The organism is Alkalihalobacillus sp. BA299 (assembly GCF_017745675.1).
Lineage (GTDB): Bacteria > Bacillota > Bacilli > Bacillales > Bacillaceae_F > Alkalihalobacterium.
On record NZ_JAFLJM010000007.1, the window covers coordinates 211630 to 225242 of the forward strand.

General features: G+C 35.9%; 12 protein-coding genes. 10 read left to right on the forward strand and 2 right to left on the reverse strand.

Translation table 11 applies throughout. From position 1 onward, the window contains the following. Position 1 precedes the first annotated feature (1 nt). Positions 2-415 (forward strand): nuclear transport factor 2 family protein, encoded by a 414-nt coding sequence (locus J0N78_RS11765; protein ID WP_247747272.1) that lies wholly within the window; start codon positions 2-4, stop codon positions 413-415. Positions 416-581: 166 nt separating this feature from the next. On the opposite strand, the gene J0N78_RS11770 is transcribed toward J0N78_RS11765, so the two are convergent. Further along, a complete protein-coding gene (locus J0N78_RS11770) occupies positions 582-1277 on the reverse strand; it encodes a helix-turn-helix domain-containing protein (RefSeq protein WP_209123289.1) in 696 nt (231 codons plus the stop codon). Positions 1278-1687: 410 nt separating this feature from the next. On the opposite strand from J0N78_RS11770, the gene J0N78_RS11775 reads away from it, so the two are divergent. The 4 genes from J0N78_RS11775 (at position 1688) to J0N78_RS11790 (ending at position 5734) form a co-directional block, all read left to right on the forward strand. Next, positions 1688-2176: a nuclear transport factor 2 family protein gene (locus J0N78_RS11775; protein WP_209123290.1), complete on the forward strand. Its 489-nt coding sequence runs from the start codon at positions 1688-1690 to the stop codon at positions 2174-2176. Between the two features lie 35 nt (positions 2177-2211). Continuing rightward, positions 2212-2988: an SDR family NAD(P)-dependent oxidoreductase gene (locus tag J0N78_RS11780; protein WP_209123291.1), complete on the forward strand. Its 777-nt coding sequence runs from the start codon at positions 2212-2214 to the stop codon at positions 2986-2988. Between the two features lie 40 nt (positions 2989-3028). Beyond that, positions 3029-3982: an alpha/beta hydrolase gene (locus J0N78_RS11785; protein ID WP_247747257.1), complete on the forward strand. Its 954-nt coding sequence runs from the start codon at positions 3029-3031 to the stop codon at positions 3980-3982. A gap of 114 nt (positions 3983-4096) precedes the next feature. Beyond that, positions 4097-5734: a flavin-containing monooxygenase gene (locus J0N78_RS11790; RefSeq protein ID WP_209123292.1), complete on the forward strand. Its 1638-nt coding sequence runs from the start codon at positions 4097-4099 to the stop codon at positions 5732-5734. A gap of 136 nt (positions 5735-5870) precedes the next feature. Here J0N78_RS11790 and J0N78_RS11795 read toward each other — a convergent pair whose 3' ends face one another. Beyond that, positions 5871-6464 carry a TetR/AcrR family transcriptional regulator gene (locus J0N78_RS11795; RefSeq protein WP_209123293.1) on the reverse strand — a complete coding sequence of 198 codons (594 nt, stop codon included), beginning with the start codon at positions 6462-6464 and terminating at the stop codon, positions 5871-5873. A 199-nt stretch (positions 6465-6663) separates the two neighbouring features. Here J0N78_RS11795 and J0N78_RS11800 point away from each other — a divergent pair, with 199 nt between their 5' ends. The 5 genes from J0N78_RS11800 to J0N78_RS11820 all read left to right on the forward strand — a co-directional run bounded on the left by J0N78_RS11800 (position 6664) and on the right by J0N78_RS11820 (position 13500). Then, positions 6664-8202, forward strand: coding sequence for a class I adenylate-forming enzyme family protein (locus J0N78_RS11800; protein ID WP_209123294.1), 1539 nt, complete (start codon positions 6664-6666; stop codon positions 8200-8202). A gap of 70 nt (positions 8203-8272) precedes the next feature. Next, complete coding sequence (locus J0N78_RS11805; protein ID WP_209123295.1) at positions 8273-9454, forward strand: iron-containing alcohol dehydrogenase; 1182 nt, start codon at positions 8273-8275, stop codon at positions 9452-9454. Positions 9455-9674: 220 nt separating this feature from the next. Further along, positions 9675-11261, forward strand: a complete 1587-nt coding sequence (locus J0N78_RS11810; RefSeq protein ID WP_209123296.1) for an AMP-binding protein — start codon at positions 9675-9677, stop codon at positions 11259-11261. 695 nt (positions 11262-11956) lie between these two features. Further along, entirely contained in the window at positions 11957-12313 is a 357-nt protein-coding gene (locus tag J0N78_RS11815; protein ID WP_209123297.1) for a Rieske (2Fe-2S) protein, read from the forward strand. Positions 12314-12360: 47 nt separating this feature from the next. Next, entirely contained in the window at positions 12361-13500 is a 1140-nt protein-coding gene (locus tag J0N78_RS11820) for an amidohydrolase family protein (RefSeq protein WP_209123298.1), read from the forward strand. Positions 13501-13613: the final 113 nt, after the last annotated feature.

Consider the following 13613-nt stretch of genomic DNA (forward strand, 5'->3'; position numbering starts at 1 on the left):
GATGAAAATTGAAGAAAAGTCTGCGATCATAGAGCTTTTATACAGGGCAGCATACGGTTATGATGAAAGGAACTTGGATATACTTGGATCTTGCTTTGCTGAAGCTGCCACAATGACAGTGTGTATCGCTGGGGAAAAATTAGTAGGACCCTTTGAGGGTCATCAGGCCATTATGAAGTTGATGACTTCAGATATGGAATCACAGGCTGGAAAGAGACGTCACGTTATCTCAAATATATTGTTTGAAGATGTAGGTGAAAAGTCTGCAAAAGTTATTTCGTATTTAACTCTATATTCGGTCGAAAATGGACAGATTCACGTAATATCTTCTGGTATCTATCGAGATGAGGTTGTAAAATTACAAGGTGGATGGCGATTGCAAAAGCGACATTTGGATCTTGATTTAGCTTTATAGGGATCTTTATTTGATTTAATGGTTTGTTTATTTTCTTAGTTAAAGTAGTAAGAATGAATAAAAGCCTAATAAATTAAGATAGAAAAAAATTCCTAAATACACATCCTAATAATTCAGACAGGTGGATCCTTCGTCCACCTGAATTTTTCTACTAAGCTTTAAATTTTTATGAAATCAGTCCTTTCCGAAGTAATTCAGCTACTGCCTCAACGCGATTTTTTGCTTCTAACTTCTTTATAGCTGATTTGATGTAATCTTTTACGGTATATTCACTAATTTCCATACTATTAGCCATTTCTGTTATACTTTCTCCCCATGAAATTCTTTGCAAGACCTCTGTTTCCCTTTTACTTAAACTACCAATCGATTGGCCGTCTTTATTGCTCTGAAGTAGTTTACCACACATCTTACCATAATGTGTAAGTGAGGATAAATAATGATCACCACAATTAATATTTTTATTAAATTCACGGCAGCCAAAATATCCCACTACATTTGAGCTAAAAGTAATAGGAACAATAAAATGATCATTTTTGCCGTTAGGATTACTATATTTACTACCATAAAATTCAAAATGTTTCTCACCTGAAACAAAAACTGCTTTTCTTGTGCGAATGGCATCCTCAATTGGAGGTAAATTTGTAAGGTGATCTCTAACATGCCCGATGTAATCTAACCCAGAAGGATTAATTTTGATAATACCTTCGACGATATGACCTAGTGGTGAATACCTAAATAAATGTACTTCTTCTATAGGAAATAAATCGATAAGCCCTATAGTAATGAGTCTTAATTTTTCATCAGTATTTACTGCTTTATCAATATTGCATATATATTCATTTATTGTTAGTTCGTTTACCATGCCAAGTACTCCTTTCTATTAAACATTTTATAATTTTAGATAGAAATTAAAGAAAAATAAATGTACTAAAAATTGATAGCGTTTTCAAATAATTCAATATGATATGGGGACATTCCTTCAAAAAATATATTCTTTTATAATTTTCGACTTAAAATGATGTTATAAAATTTATTTTTCGTGTTTCTTATTCAAGAGTAGTCACAAGATTCCCTAAAAAATAGGGGGGAAACCAATTCTTTTATGGGAATGGTTAAATTATTTTCTGAGTATTATGATTAATTTATAAATTGTCACTATTCAAAAAACGAATTATGGAGTAGGTGGTAATAGTTTAAGAGGTAGTCTAATCTTAAGAGTATTTATTTACTCTGAAGTAACCAATATTTTTCAATTTAAAGGAGTGAGTGATTTTGGCTAAATCATTAGACGAGAGAATTTTAGAATTGGAGGCACGTGAACAGATTAAAGAATTAATGGCGAATTATAACCGTGGGATTGATACTCTTGATGAAGAATTATTTATAAGTATTTGGGAAGAGAATGCGGTATGGGATACAAATGATCCACTAAACATTAGTAAAAATAAGCTGGAAATATTAGAAAGAGTAAAGCTTAGTTGGAGAGATTTCCCAGAAACACATCACTTTACAACAAATGAAGTCATTCATGTAGATTTAAAAAATGGTGTGGCGACAGCTGTTGCAGATGTTGATTGTACGTTAACAAATTCGGCTGGGGTTGCACTCGTATCAGCAGCTTCTTACACGGATAAATTTAGTAATCGTTCAGGTAAATGGTTGTTTAGTGAAAGAAAGATTAAAATCCATTACAATACCCCGGTACTAGAACCATGGTCAAATACGCCAGAATCGCGTTTTAATCTTAAACTAGAAAAATGACAAGTGTAAATTATAAAAAAATTGGAGGGGTTTAAATGAGTTTAAAAGGAAAAGTTGCAGTTATTACTGGAGCAGGAGGCGGGCTTGGTCAAGCGACAGCAGTACGTTTTGCAAATGATGGAGCAAAGCTCGTTCTAATAGATTTAAGTGATCAAGCGATGGAAAGAACAGTTTCTTTAGTAAAGGAAATTACTCAGGAAATCCATACAGTAGTAGCAGATGTGACGAATAGCAACGACGTGCAAAACTATGTCAAGGAAGCTGTAAATACATTTGGATCAATTGATGTTTTTTACAACAATGCGGGAATAGAAGGGTTGATCAAACCAACAACAGAATATGAAGAAGAAGAGTTTGATAAAGTGATCGCGGTTAATACAAAAGGAGTTTTTCTAGGCTTAAAATATGTTCTACAACAAATGAAAAAACAAAAAAGCGGCAGTATTATTAATACGGCTTCAGTGGCAGGAATTTCAACTCAGGCAAATCTTAGTGCTTATACCGCTAGTAAACACTCTGTCGTTGGTTTAACGAGGACAGCTGCTGTTGAAAATGCCAGATTAAATATTCGTGTAAATGCCATTTGTCCAGGTCCAATTGATACAGATATGGTCAAGCATGCTGCTGAAAAAAATAATCCAAATAACCCACAAGAATTTTATGATTTAGTAAAAGCGATGGTCCCTGCAGACCGTCTAGGTAAACCAGAAGAAGTTGCAAGTCTGGTTGCTTATCTTGGAGGCGACGAGTCAGGCTATATAAATGGATCAATAATAGCCATTGATGGTGGAATGACATCCACATACGCTTAGGTCGTTGTGTTATTAAAAAATATTTGAGAGGATGAGTATATTGCCTAATTTAGATCCAGCAGCAAAAGCATATTTGGAAGTTTTTAATCAAATGCCACCTATTCAATCTATGGAACCGCAAACAGTTAGAGAAATGTTTGCACAAGCACCTCCCATTGAGGTAGAGTTAGCACCACTTGCTAAAATTGAGGATCGAATCATTTCTGTCGGTCAAAACCCGGAAGATGAAATTAAAATTAGAATTTATACTCCAGATGGACAAGATCCTTTTCCGTTGTTTGTTTACTACCATGGTGGTGGCTGGGTATTAGGAGATATTGAATTAGCTGATGCAAGTTGTAGAATGGTCGCGAATCGAACAGGTAGTATTGTAGTTTCAGTTGATTATCGACTTGCTCCTGAATATAAGTTTCCGATTCCAGTGCAAGATTCCTACGCTGCTTTAGAATGGGTACATGAAAATGCTGCGTCAATAAATGGTAACGCTTCCAAAATAATAGTAGGCGGTGATAGTGCAGGGGGAAATTTAGCAGCTGTAGTCTCTATGATGGCTCGGGATCAAAATGGACCTCATATTTCAGCACAGGTGCTCATCTATCCAGTAACAAACTTAGGTTATGATACAGCGTCTTACGAAGAATTCCAACAAGGTTTTGGGTTAGATAGAGATTTAATGATTTGGTTTGGTAATCATTACATTAGAAATGAAGCAGATCAAGTAGATAAATACGTAGCGCCTTTACTAGCGGAAGATTTAAGCAATCTCCCACAGGCATTCGTCATTACAGCGGAAGTTGATGTGCTAAGGGATGAAGGTTTAGCATATGCCAACCGATTAAAAGAAGCTGGAGTAAAAGTTGAAACGATTTGTGAAGAGGGGTTAGTTCATGGCTACTTTACAAATATGGCCGTCTTCCCAGACAGAATTAAAGGAACCATTTCTAAAATTGCTCAGTTCTTGAATGGAGCTGAGCAGAAGGTTAAAAATACTTAATCCTTATATTATATACCCTTTTTACTCTTCTGCTAAAAGACATTGTTGTGGAAAAGTTAAGAGGTTGTTAGATTAGTAAATTTTAACAATTAATATTTAGGGGGAATAACAAAAATGGGTATACAAAAGGATCAGATCATTAACTTAGACGCAATTGTAGTTGGTGCTGGATTTTCAGGACTATATATGCTTTATCGTTTCCGAAAGGCTGGTTTAAACACACAAGTTTTTGAATCAGCTGATGGTGTTGGTGGTGTATGGCATAAGAATCGTTATCCAGGAGCTCGATGTGATAATGAAAGTTATCAATATAATTATACTTTCTCTGAGGAACTTTATAAGGAATGGACATGGTCATCTAGATATCCAGAACAGTCTGAAATCTTAGATTATCTTAACTATGTTGCTGATAAGTTTGATTTACGTCGTGACCTCCAGTTGAATACTAAAATCACTGCAGCACGATATAATGAGGAAGATAATCGATGGAAGATTGAGACCGACGCTGGCACTAAATATTCAGCTAAATACTTTATTACTGGAGTAGGTTGTCTCTCTGCAGCTAATGTTCCTAATTTTAAAGGTTTAGACAGTTTTGAAGGTGAATGGTACCATACAAGTCAATGGCCTAAAGAAAAAGTAGATTTCACAGGTAAACGGGTTGGGGTAATTGGTACTGGGTCAACTGGTGTTCAGGCTATTCCAGTAATTGCAAAGGAAGCGGGGCACCTAACTGTTTTTCAAAGAACTGCACAATACAGTGTACCTGCAAGAAATTATACGTATGACTATGAAACTATTCAAAAAGCCAAAGAAAATTTTCAAGAAACGAAACGGCAAATGAGAGAATCCTTTGTTGGTTCAGCTCATATTGAAGAACCTAGACCTTCAGCAATAGAGGACACACCAGAAGAACAAGAAAAAGTATATGAGAGAGCTTGGGAAAAAGGAGGTGCCTCTTTATTATTAGAAACCTATGCTGATCTACTGGCAAACGATGAATCAAACGAAACGGCTTCAGAATTTGTCCGTAAAAAAATTAATCAGATTGTTAAAGACCCTGAAACTGCCAAAAAGCTAACGCCAACCTATCGGATTGGTACAAAAAGAATTGTTATGGATACGAACTACTTTGAAACGTATAACCGTGAGAATGTTTCATTAGTGGATGTTAAAGCGAATCCGATCGTAGAAATTACACCAAAAGGAATTAAAACAACCAATGGTGAGTATGAACTAGATATGATAGTTTTTGCTACTGGTTATGATGCGATGACAGGTTCGTTGTTCAAAATTGATATCCGTGGTCGAAACGGAATTTCACTTCAAGAAAAATGGGAAAATGGTGAGCAAACAAGAACATATCTAGGAGTGGCAACGGCTGGATTTCCTAATATGTTTATGATTACAGGCCCTGAAAGCCCTTCTGTATTTAGTAATGTACCTGTATCGATCGAACAACATGTTGAATGGATTTCCGATTGTATCGAGTATCTTCGCGAGCATGACATTGAGGTCGTTGAAGCAAAAGTTGAATCAGAAGATGAGTGGAGCAAGCATTGTAGAGAGGTAGGAGAATCTCTTCTCTTTGTAAAGACGGATTCATGGTATACGGGTGCAAATATTCCTGGTAAGCCGCGTAGGTTTCTTATTTATCTTGGCGGGGTTGGACCGTACCGAGAGAAATGCAGCGAAATTGCAGCTAATGGCTATGAAGGATTTTCTTTACTGACTTCATTAAAAAAAGCTTAATATTTAAACTTTGTCACCTGAATAATTAACTTGTGAACAAACGCTGATATTTTATAATTGATCGAAGTTTGAGATAAAACCGAAAACTACCTGTTCCAAAATAAGGGACAGGTAGATAAATAAAGCTTAGCGCTTGTTAGGATTTTATTCTTATCCCTTCTAAAAGCATCTTAATCTGTTTACTACTTTCTTTTACAAGGTCAAAATCATTATTTACGGCAATCGACCAATCATAGATGGCTCCACGCATCCATCTAGTCATTAACTTAGTCAATTCTTCGGCTGTAAATGTTGACGTAAATTCACCTGTACTTTGACCTTCAACAATAAGGGAATTGATTAATTTGTAAATTTGTCTGTCTGTACGAGCAAGATAATTTTGATACTCTGGATTATAAAGATAGAGAACCCTTAATAATTCTCTTCCAATGGTTTCACAAATATATTCCATTTGTGCTTCTGTCATTTTAATTATTTTATCAGAAGAGCTTAAGTTAGGTGGCAAGGTTTTTAAAAATTCATCATAAAATTGATTCATTTCAATGAAAATATCAAAAAAGATTTGATGTTTCGATTTGAAATAAATATAAAAAGTTCCCTTTGAAACTCCTGATTCTGCCACAATTTTATCGATTGTAACATGATCATAACCGTACTTACTTACTAGATGTATAGCTGATTCCAATAGTTTCTTTTTTGTATTTTTTGCTTGTTGTTGTCTGGTAGTCATAGTCGCAACTCCTTAAATAATAAATCAGAAAATTTTAAATATTGACAATTATAATATACCAGTTTAAGATGATTTTAGAATAGGTGACTATCAGTCAGTGAATTAAAGTCACTGACTGATAGTATAGATTTAGGTTAAAGAATTCTCACTTTTTCGTCAATAAAAAGATGTTCTTACATTAGAGATAGGGGGAATTGGGTTGAATTATGGTAATTTACATTCTGGTTTAGCGGTTCATGCTAAAAATAAGCCTGATGATCAAGCGGTCATATTTTACAATGAGTCAAGAACATTTAAGGAACTTTATGAAAGGGTTAATGCCTTAGCTAATTCTTTACGTGACTTAGGAGTAGAAAAAGGAGATCATATTGTTCTCTATATGAGAAATCGATTGGAAATGATGGAAATCCTGTTTGCTATATCTGCAGCGGGCGGTGTGTCAGTACCCATTAATTATATGGTTGAAGGGGAAAGCCTCCAATCATTAATTAATGATTCTGATGCAAAATACATTTTTGTTGAAGAGGAAAGGCTAGCATCTTTTAATGAAGTCAGTAACCGCTTACAAAATATAAGTGAAGCAACAACAATCTTAGTTAGTGAATATGAAATGAATACTCGTTACATATCCTATGAGGATTTTATAATTAAGGGCTCGATTGAAGCGCCAAATGTTCAAGTGAATTCTGATGATATGGCTTCAATGCTTTATTCATCAGGTACGACGTCATTACCGAAAGGAATTATGATTAACCAAGGAAATCAAATTTTTAGGACGTATTCGTTTGCCGCTGAATGGGCGATCAACTATAAAGATGTTGTGTTAGTTACTCTGCCAATCTATCACGCCGTTGGGCATTTTTATATGTTCTGTCTCAGTATCCTCGGTTGCAAAATGATTATTACAAGAGATTTTGATGCAGAAAACACATTGAAAATGATTCAAGATTACAAAGTTACCCATTCCTTTTTTGTACCAACTCAATATATTATGATGCTGGAATTACCAGCTTTTGATCAATACGACCTCTCCTCATTACGTTCACTTGTTTCAGCAGGAGCTCCTTTAGCGGAAGTGACGAAAAAGAAAATTATTGAACATTTTAACTGTGACTTTAACGAATATTACGGAACAACAGAAATTACTCCACTAGCTTGTTTGCGTCCAGAAAATGTATTAAGGAAATCATCGAGTGTTGGACAACAACTTTCCTTCATGGAAATTCGCCTGATTGATGAGGAAGGGAATGATGTCGCGGTTGGAGAAGAAGGGGAGTTTGCTGCGAGAGGGCCATCGATGTTTACTGAGTACTATAAAAATCCAGAAGAAACGAAAAAAACAAGAACACCAGATGGATTTCATCGTACTGGAGACATGGGGATGGTGGACAAAGACGGATTTTACTATTTGCTAGATCGTAAAAAAGATATGATTATTAGCGGTGGTGTTAATATTTATCCAAAAGATATCGAAGAAGTCATTTATAAGCATCCATTAGTATTGGAAGCAGCTGTAATAGGAGCACCCGATGAAAAATGGGGAGAAAAAGTGAAAGCATTCATCGTTTTAAAACATGAAGCTGTCTTAGATAAGCAAGAACTAATCGAGTTTTGTAACAGTAAACTTGCAAAATATCAATCAATTAAAGAAGTAGAGTTTATAGATAAATTACCGCGAAACCCATCTGGAAAAATTTTAAAAAGAGTACTGCGAGATTTAAAGGAAAGCCCTCAATAATAACGACGGTTTTGAAACTAAAATAACTGACTTGAAAATGTAAGTCTGTCTATATGGAAGGAGCTTGAACATGATTTATCAATATCTCCCAGTCGACCGAATTCATTGCGGTATAAATGTCGTTAGTAAACAGCTTATAAATGAAATAAAAAACTTGAACGTAAAAAGAGCTTTAATTGTAACAACAAATAGCATGCTAAAAACAAAAGCGTACCAGAACATGATTCAATCATTTCAAGATAACGATATTGAAGTAATGGAAACATGTTCAAAACAACATGTTCCTGGTGAAGTATTAATGAAAGATATAAAAGAAATATATGAATTTCATCCTGATGTAATTATTAGCTGTGGTGGAGGGAGTCCGATTGATGCTGCAAAGATTATTTCCTTTGTTTTAGCTGAAAGAGTTCAAACTGAAGAGGAAGTCTATCCTTATTCGGAAAACTTGGCGGAAAAAGAACTGACAATGACAAATTACCTTCCACATATTGCAATCCCAACAACCTTATCGGCTTCAGAGTTTACAAGTATTGCGGGAGTTACAAATGGAAAGGATCATTTGAAGTATAAGTTCTCTCATTTAAATATGACACCAAAATACGTATTTCTAGACCCTGTTTTCACAGAAGAAACGCCAGATTGGCTTTGGGTCTCAACAGGGATTCGTGCAGTTGATCATGCAGTTGAAACGCTTTATTCACCATCCCCCAATCCAATTAATACAGGGTTAGCATTACAAGCGTTAAAGAAATTATATAATTATTTACCGCTTAGTAAAAAGGAGCCGACCAATTTGGAATATCGACTCGAATGCCAGGTCGGAGCATGGCTTTCCTTATTTTCAGTCGTTAATATTAAACTTGGATTATCACATAGTATCGGACATCAATTAGGAGCCACTTACAATATACCTCATGGAATGACTTCAGCGATCATGTTACCTCACGTCATGAAGTTTCTTTTGCCACGAACTTACGAAGAGCAGGCCCAAATTCCAGAAATATTAGGGGAAACGGAAATGCTTAAAAATGTTCATGAAAAAGCAAGTATGGCCCCAGCATTAATTAGAGGATTAATTGAGGACTTAGATATTCCACATAAGTTAAGAGATTTTAATGTTCCAAAAGAAAGCATTCCAGCAGTCGTTGAAAATATTCTTAAAGATATCCAAGGAGAAGAGAATGCTTTTGTATTAAGTACAGATGATTTAAAAACAGAAATTACTCATTTGGTAGAAGCAGCTTGGTGAAGTTTTCAGCAACCTGAAGGTAGAAGTATTCATTCTCTTTCTTAAAAGAATAATTCAAACAGTCATTTGTTTTGGGGAACTAAGTCTAATAGCTAAATATATTACACTATTTAATAAGAAGTTTTTAGTCATGAGGACCTATTTCAGATGAAATAGGCTAATAAAATACGTTTTTCTAATTTGTTTTAAATAAAGCAAGTTAGAAGGAAGGGGGACCATGATGTACAAAGGTATCGAAACATTTGGAAAAATCGTTGAACATCGTGCAATGGAAAAGCCTCATGCCAGATTTGTTCGGTTTGAGACTGAGGATCTTACTTATGAGCAGTTTCATAAAAGTGGGAATAAACTAGCTCATGCAATGGCCTCATTAGGACTTTCAAAGGGTGACACTTGTGCTGTCATGCTTCCCAATAGTCCTGAGTTTTTGGCAACATGGTTAGGCTTAGCTCGCCTCGGTGTAATTGAAGTTCCGATTAATGTTGGTTTACGTGGAGACCTTCTCGCATACATCCTTAACAAAGCAGAGTGTCAAGCCATTGTTATTTCATCTCAATGGGTGGAACGGATCACAGAACTGTTAGAAAAATTACCTCATCTCAAGCATGTTATTGTCGTTGGAGAGGATTTTGAACAATGCTCCAATGAAGTAAATTGGTATTTTTATGCAGAACTAGTCGATCTGTCCGTTGATTTGCCAGTGGATGTTGAAATCAAGCATAGCGATCCTTCACTTATTCTGTTTACCTCAGGGACAACAGGTCCATCAAAAGGTGTACTTCTGAGTCACCGTGCGAATTTTAGTCTTGCCCAAACCGCTTGTGAATTGATGGAGTATGGACCAGAAGATCGTTTATATACTGTGTTCCCATTATTTCATGTCAATGCGCGTTATACAACGATTTTAGTTGCGTTAATGGCTGGTTGCGATGTCGTCATGCATGATAAATTCTCGGCATCAAAATTTTGGGATATTTGTCGAGAGGAGCAAATAACAGCTTTTAACTTTATGGGGTCCCTTTTAACGATACTCATGAAACAGCCTGAGCGACCTGACGATGCAGATAATCCAGTCCGAAAAGCATATGGAGCACCAACTCCAGTAGAAATCTATGATGATTTTCAAAGTCGCTTTGGCGTGGAAATATCTGAAGTTTATGGATCGACAGAGTTAGGAACGGCATTATATAATCCAGCCAAGTCATTTCGAAAAGGCTCTTGTGGATACCCCGTCCCCATTTATGAGGTTGAGATTCACGACGAGAATGACCGACCTTGTCCAGTAGGTGTGGCTGGTGAGATTGTTGTACGGCCAAAAGAACCTTGGATTATGTTTTCAAGTTATTACAAAATGCCAGAAGCAACAGTAAAAGCTTGGCAAAATTTATGGTTTCATACTGGGGACCGCGGTCGTATAGACGAAGACGGATACTTTTACTTTTTAGATCGAATGAAAGATGTTGTAAGGCGCCGTGGCGAAAATATTTCATCCTATGAAGTGGAAAGTGTAATAAATGAGCATCCAAAAGTTTTGGATGCAGCGATAATCGGTGTTCCTTCCGAACTGTCAGAAGAAGAAGTGCTTGCGGTTGTTATTTTACGTAAGGGTGAAGAATTAAAGCCAGAAGAATTACTGGACTTCTGTCAAAAGCGGTTAGCTCATTTTGCTGTTCCGCGTTTTGTTCGGTATGTCGAGGAGTTACCTCGAAATACATCGCAAAGAGTTGAGAAATATAAACTTCGGGAAGAAGGTGTGACTCCCGACACATGGGACCGGGAGCTAGTAGGGTATAAGGTACAACGATAAGGGTTCAAATACTATCTTTCAAGCTTGTTATTTTTTGCGTATTTGCATAGTAAATAATTTAAATTGATAGGGGAGCTCAAAATACTACTGATTTTCCATGTCATATCAACGCTAATAGAAGGCATTGCTCCCCTATAATAATTAAGAGTTTCAAATTAAGGGTGGTTATATCACGTGATTTAAAATTATTCAGAATATTTCAAGAATAATGTTGAAATTAATTTTTTAGGTTGTTATAATTACTTCAAACGAACGTTAGTTTTATCCTTGGTCGATTAGTCAGTGTTCAAAATAATACTACTCATTAAAAATCATTCGTTTATAAATCAGATAAGCGAATGTCTGCTTCATCCAAAATATACAGCGCTTACCACTCCATTATTGTTCAACCACTTCAAATTTATAAAAAGCTTTGAATATAACAATTTAAAGAACCACCATACAAATCAAAACTTCTTTCCGAAAAAAATATGGCTCGTATTATCTAGTTTAAAAGATTATGTTCCTTGAGAGGGGTGATGTCGGAAAGGCTTAATAAACTATTAACCTCTATATTAGGTGCTTAAGACCGTATAACTTAAAATTCAGGTTGGTAAATATTATACAATCTATTCTTAATCATTTGTATAGTAGAAGTCATTATTCCTTAGTTGAAGTTTCCTATTCAGCATACTCAGAAAAGAGGAGGAGCAAATTTGGAAAGGAATGTTTTATGTAAAATGGATGATATTCCACAGGGTGAAACAAAAGTTTTCCAAATTAGAAGGATGTCGATTGTAGTCATTCGAAAAGAAGGTGAATTTTATGCTTTACGAAATTGGTGCCCACACCAAGGGGCAGAGTTAGATAAAGGTGTACTAAGGGGTGCTGCACGAGCAACGAGTGATGTTAAAGAAGTATGTTATGAAAAGCCTGGAAAATTTCTTTATTGTCCATGGCACCATTGGAGCTTTGATATTGAGAATGGGTGTTCCATGCATGATCCTGAAAATACAAAGGTAAAAACGTATGATGTAAAAATAGAAGGGGATGACCTCGTTATCTACGCGTAAAAAAGATTAGCGAAGTGATTCATTAGAAGCTTGAAAGGAGATTTTTTATGACTACTATCACTGATAAAAGTAGTGACAAATCAACGAATAAGCGTAAGCTAACACCGGTAATTGATGTCGACGTTCACCCCAATCCTAAAAGCTATGAGGATTTAAATCCATATTTAAGTGATTATTGGAGAGACTTCTTGACCGATTGTAAATGGAAGGGTGTTTTTCCAGGAATACCATTTTTTGCGATCGTCGCAAATGCAGGTCATCGGATGGATAGTATTCCACCCGAGGGAGGGCTCGGTTGTTCTTCGGTTAGTTTCTTTAGAGAACAAGTGGCAGATAAATATAATTATTCGAATGCTGTTTTATTTCCAGACTCTACATTTATGTTATCCGCTTCCCCACAACATGAAATGGCAACGGCTGTAGCTTCAGCCTATAATGACTGGCAAATCGAACATTGGTTATCGAAGGATCCCAGTCTTCGCGGGTCTGTAGTTATTGCTTCCCAGGATCCAGAAGCTGCTGCTCGGGAGATTGATCGAGTAGGCAGTCATCCGCAAATGGTCCAAGTAGGATTATCCATTCACACTCCTTATGGTGGGTGGGGAGATAAACGTTATCACCCTATTTGGGAAGCTGCATTACGAAATGACTTACTCTGTTCATTTCATGTTTCCGTCCATGGAGGATTATTTAGACCAGGACCAGTTTTTGGAAACTACTACCCAGAAGGACAAACGAATAATGGACTAATATTCCAAGCTCAAGTAAATAGTATTGTTTTTGGCGGTGTCCTTGAAAAATATCAGGATTTACGTATGGTATTTACGGAGGGTGGATTTGCATGGCTTCCAAGTTTAATGTATACCATGGATACTCACTGGAGAAATTTAAAACGCGAAGTTCCATGGGTAAAACGACCACCAAGTCAGCAGGTTAGGGACCATATGTGGTTTGGTACTCAACCATTAATTGAGCCAGAACGTCCTGAAGATCAAAAACATATTTTACAGATCATTGAAATGATTGGTACAGATAAAATCCTTTTTGCTAGTGATTATCCACATTGGGAATTTGATGCACCTCATGCAGCGCTAGCTCATTTTCCGAGTGAAGTTAGAAATAAAATACTTTATAAAAACGCAGTAAAATTATATGGGTTTGAAGACCCAATCAAAAATGAAGGTTAATGGATTAAATATTTACTTTCTTGCATCTATGAAAAGTTAATAAAACAAATATTTGTTTTATTATTATGCAAGCGTTTACAAATACATTGGCAATAACTAATAGTTTCATAAAT